This is a genomic window from Billgrantia aerodenitrificans (assembly GCF_021404405.1).
Taxonomy (GTDB): Bacteria; Pseudomonadota; Gammaproteobacteria; order Pseudomonadales; family Halomonadaceae; genus Halomonas; species Halomonas aerodenitrificans.
This window is the reverse complement of sequence record NZ_JABFTV010000004.1, coordinates 376,342-393,874: the sequence shown is the minus strand read 5'-3', so window position 1 is coordinate 393,874 and position 17,533 is coordinate 376,342. Positions and strand designations below refer to the sequence as shown.

Sequence of the window (17,533 nt, the reverse complement as noted above, 5' to 3'; positions counted from 1 at the left end):
CGTTAAAAATCGACCTCAGCAGAGGTCGTGAGGTGCCATGAAGCGCAGCAGCCGGGCGCACCCTGCCGCCCACACCTCGCTCTCGAGCTCGGCCACCGCGGCGGTGGGAAAAGCGAGACCGCGGTCGGAGCGCCCCTCCACCAGTTGCCCGGTAAGCAGCCCTACCAGCGGCATGTGGCTGACCAGCACGATGGGCCGGCCATCGCTCATGTCCAGCAGCCAGTCGCACACGGCGCCGGGCGAGTCGTCGGGGGTGATGATGGGGAGTTCCACGGCATCGATGCCAAGCGCCCCGGCGACGTGAACCGCCGTCTGCCGGGCGCGCCGGTAGGGGCTGCTGAAGAGCCGGGCGCCTTCCAGCGACTGCCGTGAGAACCATTCGGCCATGCGCCCGGCCTCGGCGTGGCCGCGGGCGGTCAGTTCGCGCTCGTGGTCCGGCCGACCCGGACTGGCTTCGCCGTGGCGCATGACATACAGACGAAGCATCATGGCTTCTCCTCGCCCGCTTCGACGCGCCGATGGGCCTGCTGCACGGCCTCCCGCGGCAGCACGAACTCCACGTCGCTGCTCTGCTCGCCGCGCATCAGCATGCGCGCCATCTCCCGCGCCGGCACGCCCTCGAACAGCACCTGATACAACCCCTCGGCCAGCGGCATGTAGACGCCGTCCTTGCGCGCCTTGTCGCGCACCAGACGCACCGTGTTGACCCCCTCGGCCACCTGTCCCAGCGCCTCGACCGCCTCGTCCAGGTTCTTGCCCTGGCCCAGGGCGTAGCCCACGCGATAGTTGCGCGAGAGCTGCGAGGAGCAGGTTACGATCAGATCGCCCACCCCGGCAAGGCCCAGAAAGGTCATGGGGTTGGCCCCGAGGCTGACGGCGAAACGCCCCATCTCGGCCAGCGCCCGGGTCATCAGCATGCTGCGAGTGTTCTCGCCCATGCCCAGCGCCGCGGCCATGCCGGCGGCGATGGCGTAGATGTTCTTCAGCGAGCCGCCCAGCTCCACACCGTAGCGGTCATTGCTGGCGTAGACGCGAAAGTAGTCACAGCTCAGCGCCTGCTGAACGCGGGTGCGGGTCAGTGCATCGTCGCTGGCCACCACGGTGGCGGTGAGCTGCTTCTGGGCGATCTCGGTGGCCAGATTGGGCCCGGAAATCACGCCGATATGGGCAAAGCCGGTCTCCTCCTCGAGGATCTGGCTCATCAGCTTGAAGCCTTCCTCCTGGATTCCCTTGGTGGTGCTGACCAGGATCTGGTCGGCGTTGAGCCAGGGCCGCGCCTGGCGCACCACGTCGCGAAAGGCCTTCGAGGGAATCGCCACCAGCACCAGCTCGGCCCCTTCGAGCACGGCCTGCATGTCGCTCGAGGCGCGCACCGCCGGGTTGATGGCGTAGTCCGGCAGGTAGCGTGAATTGCGATGCTCCCGATTGATCTGCTCCACAAGCTGCGGGTCCCGCAGCCATTGGCACACCCTGGCCCCGTTGTCGGCGGCGATGCTCGCCAGCGCGGTACCGAAGCTGCCGCCCCCCAGAACTGCTACCCGCATGGGTTCGTCTGCCATGTCTGCCCCGCGAAATCGGTCGATGGAACGGATGAAATTGCCCTGAGTGTAACGAAGAATGCCCCCTTTCGGGGGCATTCATACCAACGTTCGGTGCGGGATGACACTCCCGCGACCGACTCAGTCGATCAGCGATAGCAGGGAGTCGATGCTCTCCCGGGCGTCGCCGTAGAACATCCGCGTGTTCTCCTTGTAGAACAGCGGATTCTCGATGCCGGAGTAGCCGGTACCCTGGCCTCGTTTGCAGACGAACACCACGCTGGACTTCCACACCTCGAGTACCGGCATGCCGGCGATCGGGCTGTTGGGGTCGTCCTGGGCCGCCGAGTTGACGATGTCGTTGGAGCCGATGACGATCACCACGTCGGTCTTGGGGAAGTCGTCGTTGATCTCGTCCATCTCCAGCACGATATCGTAGGGCACCCTGGCCTCGGCCAGCAGCACGTTCATGTGCCCTGGCAGGCGCCCGGCCACCGGGTGGATGGCGAAACGCACCTCCTTGCCGGCGGAACGCAGCTTGCGCACCAGTTCGCTCACGGCGTTCTGGGCCTGGGCAACGGCCATGCCGTAGCCCGGCACGATGACCACGCTGTCGGCGTTGTTGAGCGTGCTGGCCACGCCCGCGGCGTCGATGGCCACCTGCTCGCCCTCGATCTCGGCGGCCGGGCCCTGGGTGCCGCCGAAGCCGCCCAGGATGACGCTGACGAAGTTGCGGTTCATCGCCTTGCACATGATGTAGGAGAGAATCGCCCCCGAAGAGCCCACCAGCGCGCCGGTGACGATCAGCAGGTCGTTGGAGAGCGTGAAGCCGATGGCCGCCGCCGCCCAGCCGGAGTAGCTGTTGAGCATCGACACCACCACCGGCATGTCGGCGCCGCCGATGCCCATGATCAGGTGCCAGCCGATGAAGAACGACAGTGCCGCGAGCAGCAGCAGCGTCCAGAAACCGGCCCCGTTGAGATAGAGTACTGCCAGCAGCAGACAGACCGCCGCGGCCCCGGCGTTGAGCAGATGGCCGCCGGGCAGCTTGTGCGGCTTGCCGTCGACCTTGCCGGCCAGCTTGCCGAAGGCGACCACCGAGCCGGTGAAGGTCACCGCGCCGATGAAGATGGCGAAGACCACCTCCAGTTGCAGGAAGGTGAGCTCGTCCGGCGCCTTGGTCGCCACCAGGGCGGCGAAGGCAGAGAACTCCTGATGCGCGGTATCCAGCGCCTGGGCGGCCAGCACTCGGCGCCGTTCGAGATCGGCGTTCCAGGCCACGAACACCGCGGCGAGGCCGACGAAGCTGTGCAGCGCCGCCACCAGTTGCGGCATCTCGGTCATGGCCACCTGCTTGGCCACCTTCCAGCCGATCACCGAGCCGATCACGATCATCGGGATCATCAGCCAGTAGTTGCCGATGCCGGGGCCGAAGGCGGTGAACAGCACCGCCACCGCCATACCGACGATGCCGTACCATACCGCCCGCTTGGCCTTCTCCTGATTGCTCAGCCCGCCCAGGGAGAGCACGAAAAGTATGCTTGCCGCGATGGCCGCGGCGGAAACAAAACCTTGTCCTAACATGTTCGTCACTCCGCCGCTCAGGATTTCTGGAACATGGCCAGCATCCGGCGTGTCACCAGGAAGCCGCCCACGATGTTGATGGTGGCGATCAATACCGAGATCGCCGCCAGAAGCACCACGATCCAGTTACCCGAACCGATCTGCAGCACGGCACCGAGCACGATGATGCCGGAGATGGCATTGGTCACCGCCATCAGCGGCGTATGCAGCGAGTGGCTGACGTTCCAGATCACCTGGAAACCGACGAAGCAGGCCAGCACGAAGACGATGAAGTGCTGCATGAACGAGGCCGGGGCGATCTGCCCGAGCAGCAGCATCAGCGCCCCGCCGATGCCGAGCAGCGTGACCTGACGCTTGGTCTGCTCCTTGAAGGTGGCAAGCTCCGCCGCGCGTTTCTCCTCGGGCGTCGGCTCCTTGACCTTCTCCTTGGGCTTGGCCGCGGCAATGGCCTTCACCTTGGGCGGCGGCGGCGGGAAGGTGATCTCGCCCTGGTGCGTCACGGTGGCGCCGCGAATCACGTCGTCTTCCATGTCATGCGCGATGGCGCCGTCCTTCTCCGGCGTCAGATCGGTGAGCATGTGACGAATGTTGGTGGCGTAGAGCAGCGACGACTGGGTCGCCATGCGCGACGGGAAGTCGGTGTAACCGACGATGGTCACGCCGTTGTCGGTGACCACCTTCTCGTTCGGCACGGTAAGGTCGCAGTTGCCGCCCTTCTCGGCGGCCAGGTCGACGATCACCGAACCCGGTTTCATCGCCTTGACCATGTCCTCGAGCCACAGCTTGGGCGCCGGACGACCCGGGATCAGCGCAGTGGTGATGACGATGTCGACCTCGGGGGCCTGCTCGCGGAACAGCGCCAGCTGCTTCTCGCGGAACTCGGGGCTGGAGGGCGCGGCGTAGCCGCCGGTGCCGGAGCCGTCCTGGGCCTCCTCGAAGTCGAGGAACAGGAACTCGGCGCCCATGGACTCGATCTGCTCGGCCACCTCGGGACGCACGTCGAAGGCGCGCACCACGGCCCCCAGGCTGGTCGCCGTGCCGATGGCGGCAAGGCCGGCCACACCGGCGCCGATGACCAGCACCTTGGCCGGCGGCACCTTGCCCGCTGCGGTGACCTGGCCGGTGAAGAAGCGTCCGAAATTGTTGCCCGCCTCGATCACCGCCCGGTAGCCGGCGATATTGGCCATGGAGGAGAGCGCGTCCATCTTCTGGGCTCGCGAGATCCGCGGCACCATGTCCATGGCGATCACGGTCGCGCCCTGGGCGCGACAGCGCTCCAGCAGCGCCTCGTTCTGGGCCGGCCAGAAGAAGCTGATCAGGGTCTGACCCTCGCGCAGCAGGTCGGCTTCCGCCTCGCTCGGCTCGCGCACCTTGATCACGATCTCGGCGTCGCGCCACAGCGCTTCGGCACTCTCCGCCACACTGACGCCGACGGCCCGGTAGGCCTCGTCGTCGAAGCCGGCGGCAACGCCGGCCCCGGTTTCTATCAAACACTCGTGTCCAAGCTTCTGTATGAGCTGTGCACTGTCAGGGGTGAGCGCGACGCGCGCTTCTCCCGTGGCGAGCTCCTTGGGTGCACCAATCTTCACGTTGGATCTCCCTTTATGGTTATTGAACTTTCTGGTTAGGCAATCCGACTATTCATACCTGACCTTACTGCGATGCACAACAGCAGCCCCGCCCTTTCCTTCCAGCTCGTGGGCAATACTATCCAGCTGAAATTGCGAAAAAAAAGCTTGCTGACGCTTACGTCAAGAGAGGGCGGGAAGACGCGAATAGATACGAAAAGGCCGCCCGAAGGCGGCCCAAAGTGCTATGTCGTCAGCCTTATGTCAGGCGGTCAACAGTGCGTTGAGGCGGCGTACGTAGGCCGCCGGATCGTCGAGGTGGCCGCCTTCGGCGATGATTGCCTGGTCGAGCAGTACCAGCGCCAGATCGCCGAAGCGCTCGCCCTCGGCGGCCTCGAGCCGCTCCACCAGGGCATGGCTCGGGTTGAGCTCGAGGATCGGCTTGACCTCGGGCATCTTCTGCCCGGCGGCCTCCATGATACGGCGCATTTGGAAGCCCATCTCGTGCTCCGGCAGCACCACGCAGGCCGGCGAGTCGGTTAGCCGGTGGGTCACCTTGACCTCCTGCACGGCGTCGCCCAGCGCCTCCTTGACCCGCTTGACCAGCGCCTCCTTGGCCTTGGCGGTCTGCTCCTGAGCCTTCTTCTCTTCCTCGCCCTCGATCTCGCCGAGGTCGAGCTCACCCTTGGCCACGTCGACGAAGCGCTTGCCTTCGAACTCGTGCAGGTGGCTCATCAGCCACTCGTCGATGCGGTCGTGCAACAGCAGTACCTCGATGCCCTTCTTGCGGAAGATTTCCAGGTGCGGGCTCGATTTCGCCGCGTTGAAGCCGTCGGCGACGATGTAGTAGATCTTCTCCTGCCCTTCCTTCATGCGCGCGACGTAGTCGGCAAGCGACTGGTCCTGGGTGGCGCTGTCGGTGTGGGTGCTTGCGAAGCGCAACAGGGCGGCGATCTTCTCGCGGTTGGCGAAGTCTTCCGCCGGGCCCTCCTTGAGCACGCTGCCGAACACGTTCCAGAAGGTCTGGTAGGCCTCCTGGTCCTTGGCCAGCTTCTTGAGCATGTCCAGCGCACGCTTGGTCAGCGCGCTCTTGATCTTCTCGACCTTGGGATCCTGCTGCAGCAGTTCGCGGGAGACGTTGAGCGACAGCTCCCGGGTGTCGAGCACGCCCTTGACGAAGCGCAGGTAGAGCGGCAGGAACTGCTCGGCGTCGTCCATGATGAAGACGCGCTGGACGTAGAGCTTCACGCCGCGGGAGCCGTCGCGCTCATAGAGGTCGAAGGGCGCGCGCCCCGGCACGTAGAGCAGGCTGGTGTATTCGAGCTTGCCCTCGACCTTGTTGTGGCTCCAGGTCAGCGGATCGCTGAAATCATGGGCCACGTGCTTGTAGAAGGCCTTGTACTCATCGTCGGAGATCTCGCCCTTGGAGCGCACCCACAGCGCGGTGGCTTCGTTGACGGTCTCCCAGGTGGTGACCTCGCTGCCTTCGATCTCGTTGCCCTCGTCATCCCTGGCGGTCTCGACCTTGGGCATGCGCACCGGCACCTCGATGTGGTCGGAGTACTTGCGTACCAGGCTGCGCAGGCGGAAGTCGTCGGCGAACTCCTTGGCGTCCTTCTTCAGGTGCAGCACGATCTCGGTGCCGTGCACCTCGCGCTCGAGGTCAGCGACGGTAAACTCGCCCTCGCCCTTGGAACGCCACTCGACGCCCTCGGCCTTGTCACTGCCCGCCTTACGGCTGCGCACCGTGACTTCGTCGGCAACGATGAAGCTGGAGTAGAAACCGACGCCGAACTGACCGATCAGGCGGGCATCCTTCTGCTGCTCGCCGGAGAGCTGCTTGAGGAACTCGGCAGTACCGCTGCGAGCTATGGTGCCCAGGTTCTTGATCACCTCCTCGCGGCTCATCCCGATGCCGTTGTCGCGCAAGGTCACGGTACGTGCCTTCTCGTCATGCTCGATCTCGATGCGCAGCTCGCTGTCGCCCTCGTACAGGGCGTCGTTGTCCAGCGCGGCATAACGCAGCTTGTCGCAGGCGTCGGCGGCGTTGGAAATCAGCTCGCGCAGGAAGATCTCCCGATTGGAGTACAGGGAGTGGATCATCAGGTGCAGCAGCTGCTTCACCTCGGTCTGGAAGCCGAGGGTTTCCTCGTGAGCGGTCGTGGACATGGATCGATTACCTCATCGCGTGAACCCACGGCGGTGCCCGGCGCACCGCCGCTACTGAACTGTTCAGCGATATGGGGTCCACATCCCGCTTTTCAAGCGTCGTTGGGCTCCGGCGCCCCCAGCACCAGGTGCAGGCGTGCGGTAGCCACCGGCTGGTCCTCCGCTTCCTGCCAGGCCGTGACCTGAACGTTGGCCAGTCGACGCCCCTCGCGCAGCAGCTGGCATCTGGCATGGGTGGTCACCACCCGGGCGGTGCGCAGATAGTCGATGGAGAAGTCGACGACACGGGGCAGGCGCGGCTCCCTGGCCGAGAGCATCAGGTCGAGGGTGCCCGCGGTTTCCATGAAGGCCGCCACCACGCCGCCATGCAGCGCCGGCAGCAGCACGTTGCCGACGTTGTGCTCGCGCGGTTCGAGATGAAAGATCAGGCCATCGCCGCTAGCGTCCGGCGTGGCCGTGACGCCGATGTAACGGGCATAGGGCAGCCGCTCGAGCCAGGCGGCAACGTCTCCTTCGGCGCGCGTCCTGGCCAGCCAGGCCACGTCGTGAAATCCTTCAGGCATGGTCGTCCTCCCCGAACAGCGCCTCGGCGAAACCCGGCGGCGTATTGCGCGGCCCGAGCCGCACGAAGTTACCGATGCCGCGGGCAATGGGCCGCTGCGGGTCCTGCCACAGCGTTCCTTCGGTGAAGACCATGGCACCGGTCACGCGCAGCACGCGAGCCTCGGCCATGATCGGCTGGCCGGCCAAGGCCGGGCGATAGTGATCGACCCGCAAATCGAGGGTGGGACAGACCTCCGGCGCGGGCAGCCCGCATAGCACTGCCGAGCCGCACACGGTGTCGAGCAGCATGGTCAGCACCCCGCCGTGCACCAGTCCGCGCTCGGTGTCGCCCAGCAGTTCGTCGCGCCAGGGCAGACGCATGTGCACCCTGGGCGGTGCGACTTCCAGCACCTCGAGGCCCAGCTCCCGGGTATGCGGTATGACGTTGACGAAACGGGTCAGGCCGGCTCGCCATCGTTCGGGACTTCGGTGTGCCGCGGCAGATTCCTGGCGCGACTCGTCAGATGCGCTCACTCTCTATCCTCCAACACTCACACCTCCAACAAGCGTTTGATCCAGTTTCGCAGACTAGACGCCGCCCGTCGGCGAGACAAGCGTTCCGATGACGGAACGTGAGATGCGCTGAACGAGAAAGCGACCACACGGTCTACTCAAAACGGCTCCAATGGGCCAGGATACAGAGGTTCGTCACCGCCCTTCCGGAGGCCGTTCAACATGCGCCATTTTTTCCCCTTGCACCGCGCGGCCGCCCTGCTCACCGCGGCGGCCTTGAGCTTTTCCGTCACCGCGCATGCCCAGCCCAGCGACAGCGCCATGCGCACGGCACTGGAGGCCGCGCGCAACCATCAATGGGATCGCATCGACCAGGCCGGCATCAGCGGTCATGTGCTGGAGGGCTATGTCGAGTACCATCGCCTACGCAGCCGCCTGCCCCAGGCCGAGCCTGGCCAGATACTGGAGTTCATCGAGCGCCACCGGGGCGCCCCCGTGGCCGACTGGATGCGCGGCCAGGCGATCGCCCGCTATGGTGCCGCCGGGCGTTTCGGCAGCCTGCTTGCCGTGGCCGATGGCGAGCCCAGCGGCACCGAACGGCAGTGCTACTACTACACGGCGCTACTCGGCAGCGATCCCCAGGCCGCCGCCGAAGGTGGCCGCCAGCTGTGGCACGTGGGCAGTTCCCAACCCTCGGCCTGCGACACCCTGTTCGACCACCTGCGCGCCAACGGCGAAATCAGCGAGCTCGATATCTGGGAGCGCAAGATGCTGGCCTGGGAGCAGGGAGAAACCGGCCTTGTCAGCTATCTGGGCCGTCTGTTGGGCAGCCGCTGGCAGGATGGCATCGACGCCGTGGAGCGCCTGCAGCGCAGCTACGCCGACGTCACCCGCGTCCCCTCCTGCATCGGCCCCGAGTGCCGTGGCAGCGGTCCGCTGTTCGTCTCGGCCATGCATGGCTTCACCCGTGCCGATACCGAAGCCGCCTACGAGGCGTGGCGCAAGATTGCCCCGCACCTTCCGGTCGAGGAGCGCCATCGCCACGCCATCGAGGAAGATCTGGCCTTCTACTCACTGGTGCGTGGCATCGATCACAACATGTACTGGGTCGACGAAGCCCTGCCGCGCATCGCTACCACGCGGGTCCTGGAGTTGCGCATTCGCCACGCCCTGGCCAACCGAGACTGGGCCGGTGTCCTCGATTGGGTGGAGATGCTGCCCGAGGACAGCCGTGACAACAGCCGCTGGCAGTACTGGAAGGCACGCGCTCATGAGCAGTTGGGTGACAGCGAGCGGGCCGAAGTGGCCTACGCGCAGGCCGCCCAGGGGCGCAACTTCTTCGGCTTCGCCGCTGCGGATCGCATCGGACGCCCCTACTCGCTGAACCTGGAGCGCAGCAACTTCGACGAGAGCTACCGCGCAGAGGTGGCCCGCTGGCCAGCGGTACAGCGCACCGAAGCCCTGCTGCGCATCGGTGAGGATGGGCTGGCCAACAGCGAATGGCTGCATGCGGTGGCCACCGCCTCGCCGCGCGAGGTCAGAGCACTGGCCGACTATGCCCAACGCCGAGGCTGGCATGCACGGCTGGTGCAGACCACCATCACCGCCCAGCTGTGGGACGCGCTCGACTGGCGTTTCCCCGAAGCCTATCGCGAGCATTTCCTCCACTGGGGACGGCAGACCGGGGTCGACCCCTTCCTGCTGATGGGCATCGCCCGTCGTGAGAGCGCCTACAATCCGGTGGCGCTGTCACCGGCCGGCGCCCGCGGCCTGATGCAGATCATGCCGGGCACCGCCACCCAGCTCAGCCGCCAGCTCGGCATCAGTGACCCGGGTCCCTATGGCGTACTCGACCCCGAGCTCAACATTCGCCTGGGCAGTACCTACATTCGCGACATGACCAACCGCTACCGCGGCAACCGCCTGGCCGCCGCCGCGGCCTACAACGCCGGCCCTGGCCGGGTGGACCGCTGGCTGCGCGACGCGCCGGAAGAGTTCGACCTGTTCGTCGAAGCGATCCCCTTCCGCGAGACCCGCGACTACGTACAGGCGGTGCTCTCCTACCGGGTGATCTTCGAGAGCCTGGCCAACGGTGGCAGCAGCGAGGGCGTGTCGATGCTCAGCCAGGCGGAGAAGACGGTACGCTACGACGCCTCCCTGCTGGCCCGTAACTGAGCCGTCGAGCCAACCACCACCGACACGGAATCAGGCTGGCTGCCGTTCCAGCGCCAGCCTGACACCGAAAAGAACCAGCACCGCGCCCGTTGCCCCATTGAGCGCCCGCGCAAAGAGACGGCTGCCCAGCCAGCGCCCCGCACTGCCGACCATGAAGACGATGGCGATCTGCCATACGTTGGCAATGACGAAATGCACCCCGGCCAACCACAGCGACTTGAGCAGCGCCGGATCGGTCGGTGCAATGAACTGAGGCAGAAAGGCCATGTAGAAGACCACGGTCTTGGGGTTGAGCACGTTGGAGAGCAGTCCCTCGCGCAGCGGGCGCCATAGCGGCACGGCCTGGCGCTCGCCCTGCACGGCCCCCAGCGGCAGTCCGGTGCCACGCCGCGCCGCCAGCAGGCCGTTGATGCCCAGCCAGATAAGGTACGCTGCGCCGGCCATTTTCAGTGCACTGAACGCCCAGGCCGATTGCAGCAGGATCAGCGAGATACCCAGCGCCGAGATGGTGGCATGCACGAACAGGCCGCAGCAGATGGCCAAGCTGGTTAACACGCCATCGCGGGTGCCGCCGCGGGCGGTGTTGCGGATGACCAGCAGGGTGTCTACCCCCGGGCTCATCGACAGCAGCGTGATGGCAATGAGAAAGGGCCAGAACTGGGCATCGACCATATAAGGACTCCGTTAAATATTGCCTAAGCAGGGCAATAGATTCTCTGGACGCTAGGAAATTTTCTATCTACAGTGGATTGAGCGGGCGGCCAGCCTGGGGCGAGCGACTCACTACAAACAGCGCCTTCTCCAGTGGCTTTCGCTGCGTAGGCTTGAAAGTGGAAAGACGTGACGCTGCAAGGCGAGCCAAGCATGGCGAGTCATGGTACACCCGAAGCGCACATTTTTCTCTTGCCACGCACTTCGGGCCCCGGTATTCCGAGTGCCCAGTACGATCAATCAGTAAGCAAGGAAAATCGACAATGGCAACTGGCACTGTCAAGTGGTTCAACGATACCAAGGGCTACGGCTTCATCTCTCCGGACGACGGCGGCGATGACCTGTTCGCACACTTCTCCGAAATTCAGGCTGAAGGCTTCAAGACCCTGCAGGACGGTCAGAAGGTGACCTTCGAAGTGACCCAGGGCAAGAAGGGCCTTCAGGCCTCCAACATCCGGATTGCCAACTGAGGCTCGTCCTCGGCTGGCCCTGATGTCTGCCTGACGAAAGGCCCACTCGTTCGAGTGGGCCTTTTTCGTCTTTCCAGCCGCAGCCTTTCCGGATCCGGCTGTTCAGTCCTCGATCTCGAAGCGCGGCGCCTCGCTTTCCGGTTCACGCCGCTCGGCTTCCTCGAACTGTGCCTCCAACTGACGCTGCGCTTCCTCGAAACGGCGCTCGGTCTCTTCGAGCCAGGCATCGATGTCGGACTGCGTCACCTCCCCGGTGCGCTCCGCCTCGCGATCGATTTCGGTCGTCGTATCGCGCTCGCCCCCACCTATCGGTTCGAGCCGGGTGCTGTAATCTTCGTCGCTCTCCATGGGCTCCAGGGCGGGTGGACTCTGCTCCACCTCCTCGAACTGCTGGTCGATCTGACGCTGCGCTTCTTCGAAGCGACGCTCGGTATCCTCGATGATGGCATCGATATCGGAGCGGGTCGGCTCACCGGGTAGTGCACCGCCCTCTTCGAGGGTATCGACCGGAGATTCCCCCAGCGTCTCGGCGTCGGCCTCGAGCTCGCCGTTGGCTTCCAGCTCGGCGGCGTCCTCTTCGGGGATGGCCGGCAACGACTCATCATCGGTCGGCACCTCTTCCTCGGCCGCCGGTGGCGGCGTCTCCGGCTCGTCCTCCGTCATCTCGATGTCAGGCTCGGCCTCGGTGGCCGGCTCTTCGGGCTGGGGTGTCGCGTCAGCCTCTTCGCCATTGTCGCCACAGCCCGCCAGCCCAAGGGCTAGCGTCAATGCCACGGCGGCAGGAATCCAGGGTGTCTTGGCCATCGGCTTTCTCCCATCCATATGAGACCAGCAAAAGGCCCCTATTCCAGCAGAGCCCGACAGCTGCTGCAAGCCACCGGGCCTTGCCCTCCTGGGGATTGGACAACGATAACGAGAAACGATCCCGCATCCGCCTCAATTCTGCACGGTGACCAGCGGCAGCGGGCACCCCAACGACCAGGCCACGGCCCGTAGCAGTTGGGCTTCTTCCGGCGCCACATGGCCGTCGTGCGTCACGCAGTCGAGCATGGCATCGAGCAGCCGGGCTCGCTCGGTGTCCGCCAGCCGCCGGCAGCGTGCCAAGGCGTCGTCGAGCGCCTGCGGCGAAGCCGGCTCCGGCCGCAGCGTCAGGTTCATGTCCAACCGTTCGGCCGCCTTGTCGAAGGCCGCTCTCGCCCGATCCTGTTCGTCGCTGCCTGCCAGAGCCAGGCTCGACAGTAGCAGCTCCACCGCGTCCCCAGCCTGCGCCAGCGGCAGGCGGCGACCACGCGGTAACGTCGCCCCCTGGCTGCCCACCGTCACCAGCCGGTGTAGCGCCCACTGCAGGGCGCCGGGGCGATGCTCGGCGGCCATCAGGCGCTCGAGGCATTCGTGCAGTCTTGCATATTGGGCCACCGAGAGCTGGCGCAGCATAGGTAGACAGAGTTCGATCAGCGCCAGTCGCTGACCCGGCAGCACGTCGCGCAGCGGTTGGTCGAGACGCTCAAGCTCCGCCAACACCTCCGGCATGGCAGCATCTACCAGCGCCTCGCGCTGTCGGGTTCGGCTCTCGGGCTCCGCTCCCATCAGAATGCCGTAGATGACGGCGCGTGCCGCATAGGGCTCGTGAACTGCCTCAAGCAGACGAGGATCGATCTCGGCCAGGATCCCTCGGGCGCCCTCGAGATCGGCATCGCGCGGCTCGCCGACTCGCTGTGACACTCCCCCGCCGGTGGCAAGAAAGGCGCTCCCGGTAACAGCCGCTGTCGCCGTCGCTGCAGCCGTCGCTGCAGCCGCCGTCCGCGGCGCCTGCAGCGCTTCATCGGTCCTGTCGTCCAGCGCCTGCCTCGGCTCGGGCAGCTCGCCGTCCCACTCGGGCTCGAGGCGGCGGATGCGGGTCGCCAATGGCGGGTGGGTGGCGGTCAATCCGCGCAGGCCGGACACACCGCGACCGAAGTAGAGATGACTGAACTCCTCGGCTTGCGCCGCGCGCAGCTCGGAGCCCTGCGCGTGCGCTGCCACGCGCTTCAAGGCGCCGGCCAGGCCGGCCGGGTTACGGGTGTACTGCACAGCGCTGGCATCGGCGAGAAACTCGCGCTGACGGCTGACTGCCGCCTTGATCAGATTGCCGCACAGCGTGCCGATGAAGCCCACCAGCATCAGCGCCAGGCCCGCTCCCAGCAGCACGACCTGGGCATTGTTCTGGCGCGAGCCGCGCACCATGCGCCGGGTCGCCGTTCCACGCAGCAACATGCGCCCCACCAGGCCGATCACCAGAATGCCGTAGAGCAGCGCAATCAGGCGCATGTTGAGACGCATGTCACCGTGCAACACATGGCTGAACTCATGGGCCACGACCCCCTGCAGCTCGTCCCGCGAGAGGCTCTGGATGGCCCCACGGGTGACGCCGATGGCGGCATCCTGCGGTGTGTGCCCGGCGGCAAAGGCGTTGATGCCTTCTTCTTCGAGCACGTAGACCAGTGGCACCGGCAGCCCCGAGGCAATGGCCATCTCCTCGACCACGTTGAGCAAGCGGCGCTCGTCGGGGTCACGGGTATCGGCGTTGATCGGCCTGCCGCCCAGCGCCTCGGCCACCGCCGCTCCGCCTGCGCGTAGCTGCATGTGGCGCGCCAGGCTGCCCGCCGACACCACCGCCAGGACCCCGAGGGTCACACCGCCAAGCAGCAGCGGATCGAAGGCAAGGGCCAGCGGGTCGGCTCCCGGCTGGCCGCCATCGAGCAGTGCCACTGCCAGGGTCACCACCAGGACGGTCACTACCACCATACCGATCACGGCCACCAACAGCAGAAACACCAACCACAGGGTCAAGCGGCGTGCTTGGGCCTGAGCGCCGAAGAAATCCATTGCGGCGCGCCGTCAGAAGCTGATGCGTGGCGCCGCCTGAATCTCGGCGCTGTCGTCGAACTCCAGCAGCGCCGCGTCCTCGCGATGCCCCAACGGGCCGGCCAGCAGCACCGGCGGGAAACTCTGCTTGTAGGTGTTGTACTGCATGACCGCATCGTTGAAAGCCTGGCGGGCAAAGGCCACGCGATTCTCGGTGCTGGTCAAGGTCTCGGAGAGCTGGCGCATGTTGTCCGACGCCTTCAGGTCCGGGTAGGCCTCCATCACCACGTTGAGCCGCCCCAAGGCGGCACCCAGGGCCCCTTCGGCACCGGCCAGCTCGGCCATGGCGCCGGGCTCGCCTGGCCTTGCCGCCGCCGACTTCAGCCCGGCAAGCGCAGCATTGCGCGCCTCGGTCACGGCGGTCAGGGTATCGCGCTCGTGGGCCATATAGGCCTTGGCGGTCTCGACCAGGTTGGGAATCAGATCATAACGCCGCTTGAGCTGCACCTCGATTTGGGCAAAGGCGTTCTGGTAGCGGTTCTTCAGCGCCACCAGGCGGTTGTAGATGCTGGCCCCGTAGATCACCAGCAGTGCCAGTACCACCAGAGCGACGATCACTGTCATGTTCATTCGCGTTCTCCTGTCCGCGGCCACCGTGCCCTGTTGATATAGGTCAAGATGGAGCCTGCATTAGCGCCTGCTAACTGTCATGGGCCGATGGTATAGTGTGGCAGCCACCCAGGCCAACCGCCTGATGCATCGCGCCACCAACGCTAGCCGCGACACCATAGCCCAACCGATATTGCCAGGGAGTCGGTCTTGGTAGAGCAATTCAAGGATTTTCTCCACGCATTGGCCCATGCCCTGCGCAACCTGCTGCCGATCATCATCGTGGTGTTGGCATTCCAGGCGCTACTGCTGCGCGAGTGGCCCGAGGGCGGGCTGAGCATGGCGCTGGGGCTGCTGATCGTCGCCCTGGGCGTGGCGCTGTTCCTGCAAGGGCTGGAGCTGAGCATCTTCCCGGTGGGCAAACGGCTCGCCAACCAGTTCGCCCGGCGCGGCTCGATGCCGCTGCTGATGCTGTTCGGTTTCGCCATCGGTTTTTCCGCCGTCATCGCAGAGCCGGCCCTGATCGCCGTGGCCGAGCAGGCCGCCATGATCAGCGAGGGGCGCATCGACGCCCTGACGCTGCGCCTGATCGAGGCCAGCTCGGTGGGCCTGGTGATGGCCCTGGGAGTGTTCCGCGTCATTCTCGGCCACCCACTGCACTGGTACATGATCGTCGGCTACGTGATCGTGGTGATGGTGACCTTCTTCGCCCCCGAGGAGATCGTCGGCCTGGCTTACGATTCCGGCGGCGTGACGACCAACATCGTCACCGTACCGCTGATCGCCGCGCTGGGCATCGGTCTGGCCGCCTCGATTCGCGGTCGCAACCCCTTGGTCGACGGCTTCGGCCTGGTGGCCCTGGCGGTGATGGTGCCGATGATCAGCGTGCAGCTCTACGGCATTCTGGTCTACGCCGATCCGGGTACCCTGGCCGGCGGGGCCGAGGTGCTGCGTGCCGAAGCCGACGCCGCCCCACCAGCCGGCTGGGTGACGATGATTCTCGACCTGTTCGGCATGCTGCGCGACGTGCTGCCGATCATTCTGGTGATCCTGTTCTTCCAGTACGCCGTGCTGCGCCACCCGCTGGCCAGCCCGCTCAGGGTGGGCGTCGGTTTCGCCCTGGTCATCGTCGGACTCTACGCCTTCGTGGTCGGCCTCAAGCTCGGCCTGTTCCCCATCGGCCAGAGCATGGCCGCTCAGCTGATCGGCTTCGATACCTGGCTGTGGGTCTATCTGTTCGCCTTCTGTATCGGCTTTGCCACCACCATGGCCGAACCGGCGCTGATTGCCGTGGGCCAGCAGGCCGAGGAGGCTGCCGCCGGCAAGATCCAGGGCAACGTCATTCGCATACTTGTCGCCCTGGGCGTGGCGATCGGCATTACCATCGGCGTGCATCGCATCATCAGCGGCGATTCCATTCACTACTACATCATCGGCGGCTATGTGCTGGTGATCCTGCTCACCGCCCTGGCGCCCCGCTACATCGTGGCGCTGGCCTTCGACCTGGGTGGCGTGACCACCTCCGAGGTGACGGTGCCGCTGGTCACCGCCCTGGGGATCGGGCTGGCCAGCCAGATCGAGGGTCGAAACGTGTTGATCGACGGCTTCGGGCTGATCGCCTTCGCCTCGATCTTTCCTATCGTGACCGTCATGAGCTATGCCATCGTGATGGAGAGAGTGGCAAAGCCGGGAGGCAAGACGAGATGAAGTTTTCGCTGTTGGTCGCCATCGTGCCGGAAGACCTCGAACAGGAGTGTATCGACGCTGCCACCGAGGCCGGCGCGGTGGGCATGACGCTGATGAACGGACGCGGCATCGGCGGCGAACGCAAGAAGACCTTCTTCGGCCTGACCTACGAGGGCAGCCAGAGCATCATGCTGCTGACCCTCGAGAAGGGGTTATCGCTAAGGGTGCTCAAGGCGATACGCCAGGTGCTCAACCCCACCGGCGAGGATTCGCGCGGCCTGGTCATGACGCTGCCGGTGGAACACCTGGGCGGCATCGACATGGCACAGGTCAAACGCTTCGAAGAGCGGCTCAGGCAAGACGTTTGAGCGACTGATTGACGGAGAGAACGAGATGCTGGTCAAGGACATCATGAACCGCGACGTGGTGACGGTATCCCCCTTCGCCACCCTGCGCGACGCGCTGAGTCTGATGAAGCGCCACAACATCAAGAGCCTGGTGGTGGAGCAGCAGGACCCCCACGATGCCTGGGGGTTGATCACCTACACCAATATCCTCAAGACCATCGTCGCCGAGAACGGCGACATCGACCTGATCAACGTCTATGACGTGTGCGCCAAACCGGCCATCGGTGTCGGTGAGTCGCTGGACGTGCGCCACGTGGCCAGCCTGATGACCGACAGCACGGTCAAGCGGGTACTGGTGCTGGATGACAACAAGTTGCTGGGCCTGGTCACGATGGATGATATCGTAGGCACCGTGCTCGACATGATCGAGTAAGCCGAACACGGATCTACGCATGCAAGAGTTCTTCTCCTGGCTGGGCGAAACCCTGGGCGAGATCATTCGCTTCGTGGTCGACCTGCTGATCGTCTTCTTCTACAACCTGGGCGCCTCCGCCCGGGGCTTCTTCGACGGCCTGGCTAGCGCGCTGGGCATCCCCGCCACCCTGGTCAGCCTAGCGGTACTGCTGCTGGGGCTGTGGCTGCTCTACCTGGCCCTGCGTGCCCTGCTGCGCCGGCGCATCGTCGCCACCCTGATCTGGGCGGTGCTGGGGGTAACAGTGCTGAGCTGGCTGATCTATTGATTGGGCGGTGGATTTGCTGCTGCGCTCGAGATCCTG

The 17,533-nt window shown here is 65.5% G+C and carries 17 protein-coding genes; 6 read left to right on the top strand and 11 right to left on the bottom strand.

What is annotated here, in order from left to right; translation table 11 throughout:
• Positions 1-15: 15 nt before the first annotated feature.
• From sixA to HOP59_RS10110, 7 genes are all read right to left on the bottom strand, one after another.
• Complete coding sequence (gene sixA, locus HOP59_RS10140) at positions 16-489, bottom strand: phosphohistidine phosphatase SixA (protein ID WP_234253885.1); 474 nt, start codon at positions 487-489, stop codon at positions 16-18.
• On the bottom strand, positions 486-1,559 hold the full coding sequence (locus HOP59_RS10135; RefSeq protein WP_234253884.1) for an NAD(P)H-dependent glycerol-3-phosphate dehydrogenase: 1,074 nt from the start codon (positions 1,557-1,559) through the stop codon (positions 486-488). The genes sixA and HOP59_RS10135 overlap by 4 nt, the downstream gene beginning before the upstream one ends.
• Before the next feature lie 120 nt (positions 1,560-1,679).
• The gene (locus tag HOP59_RS10130) at positions 1,680-3,122 is read right to left on the bottom strand and encodes an NAD(P)(+) transhydrogenase (Re/Si-specific) subunit beta (protein WP_234253883.1); all 1,443 of its coding nucleotides are present in this window, start codon (positions 3,120-3,122) and stop codon (positions 1,680-1,682) included.
• A 17-nt stretch (positions 3,123-3,139) separates the two neighbouring features.
• Positions 3,140-4,711, bottom strand: a complete 1,572-nt coding sequence (locus HOP59_RS10125) for a Re/Si-specific NAD(P)(+) transhydrogenase subunit alpha (protein WP_234253882.1) — start codon at positions 4,709-4,711, stop codon at positions 3,140-3,142.
• A gap of 243 nt (positions 4,712-4,954) precedes the next feature.
• Complete coding sequence (gene htpG, locus HOP59_RS10120; RefSeq protein WP_010627348.1) at positions 4,955-6,859, bottom strand: molecular chaperone HtpG; 1,905 nt, start codon at positions 6,857-6,859, stop codon at positions 4,955-4,957.
• A gap of 92 nt (positions 6,860-6,951) precedes the next feature.
• On the bottom strand, positions 6,952-7,422 hold the full coding sequence (locus HOP59_RS10115) for a PaaI family thioesterase (RefSeq protein WP_010627347.1): 471 nt from the start codon (positions 7,420-7,422) through the stop codon (positions 6,952-6,954).
• Entirely contained in the window at positions 7,415-7,936 is a 522-nt protein-coding gene (locus HOP59_RS10110) for a PaaI family thioesterase (RefSeq protein WP_010627346.1), read from the bottom strand. The genes HOP59_RS10115 and HOP59_RS10110 overlap by 8 nt, the downstream gene beginning before the upstream one ends.
• 201 nt (positions 7,937-8,137) lie before the next feature.
• Here HOP59_RS10110 and HOP59_RS10105 point away from each other — a divergent pair, with 201 nt between their 5' ends.
• Positions 8,138-10,090 carry a transglycosylase SLT domain-containing protein gene (locus HOP59_RS10105; RefSeq protein WP_010627345.1) on the top strand — a complete coding sequence of 651 codons (1,953 nt, stop codon included), beginning with the start codon at positions 8,138-8,140 and terminating at the stop codon, positions 10,088-10,090.
• 30 nt (positions 10,091-10,120) lie between these two features.
• Here HOP59_RS10105 and HOP59_RS10100 read toward each other — a convergent pair whose 3' ends face one another.
• Positions 10,121-10,762 carry a LysE family translocator gene (locus tag HOP59_RS10100; protein ID WP_010627344.1) on the bottom strand — a complete coding sequence of 214 codons (642 nt, stop codon included), beginning with the start codon at positions 10,760-10,762 and terminating at the stop codon, positions 10,121-10,123.
• A gap of 302 nt (positions 10,763-11,064) precedes the next feature.
• Between HOP59_RS10100 and HOP59_RS10095 the strand changes: the two genes are divergently transcribed.
• Entirely contained in the window at positions 11,065-11,271 is a 207-nt protein-coding gene (locus HOP59_RS10095) for a cold-shock protein (protein ID WP_010627343.1), read from the top strand.
• Positions 11,272-11,373: 102 nt separating this feature from the next.
• On the opposite strand, the gene HOP59_RS10090 is transcribed toward HOP59_RS10095, so the two are convergent.
• The 3 genes from HOP59_RS10090 to HOP59_RS10080 form a co-directional block, all read right to left on the bottom strand.
• Positions 11,374-12,075 carry a hypothetical protein gene (locus tag HOP59_RS10090; RefSeq protein ID WP_010627342.1) on the bottom strand — a complete coding sequence of 234 codons (702 nt, stop codon included), beginning with the start codon at positions 12,073-12,075 and terminating at the stop codon, positions 11,374-11,376.
• A gap of 132 nt (positions 12,076-12,207) precedes the next feature.
• Complete coding sequence (locus tag HOP59_RS10085) at positions 12,208-14,136, bottom strand: M48 family metallopeptidase (protein WP_234253881.1); 1,929 nt, start codon at positions 14,134-14,136, stop codon at positions 12,208-12,210.
• A 12-nt stretch (positions 14,137-14,148) separates the two neighbouring features.
• A complete protein-coding gene (locus tag HOP59_RS10080; RefSeq protein ID WP_010627340.1) occupies positions 14,149-14,745 on the bottom strand; it encodes a LemA family protein in 597 nt (198 codons plus the stop codon).
• 189 nt (positions 14,746-14,934) lie between these two features.
• Here HOP59_RS10080 and HOP59_RS23600 point away from each other — a divergent pair, with 189 nt between their 5' ends.
• From HOP59_RS23600 to HOP59_RS10055, 4 genes are read left to right on the top strand one after another with little or no spacing between them, the layout of a single operon-like run.
• Positions 14,935-16,431 (top strand): DUF1538 domain-containing protein, encoded by a 1,497-nt coding sequence (locus tag HOP59_RS23600; RefSeq protein WP_338073327.1) that lies wholly within the window; start codon positions 14,935-14,937, stop codon positions 16,429-16,431.
• Positions 16,428-16,778, top strand: a complete 351-nt coding sequence (locus HOP59_RS10065; protein WP_234253880.1) for a P-II family nitrogen regulator — start codon at positions 16,428-16,430, stop codon at positions 16,776-16,778. The genes HOP59_RS23600 and HOP59_RS10065 overlap by 4 nt, the downstream gene beginning before the upstream one ends.
• 25 nt (positions 16,779-16,803) lie before the next feature.
• On the top strand, positions 16,804-17,190 hold the full coding sequence (locus HOP59_RS10060) for a CBS domain-containing protein (protein WP_234253879.1): 387 nt from the start codon (positions 16,804-16,806) through the stop codon (positions 17,188-17,190).
• Positions 17,191-17,209: 19 nt separating this feature from the next.
• Entirely contained in the window at positions 17,210-17,497 is a 288-nt protein-coding gene (locus tag HOP59_RS10055) for a hypothetical protein (protein WP_086511594.1), read from the top strand.
• Positions 17,498-17,533 lie beyond the last annotated feature (36 nt).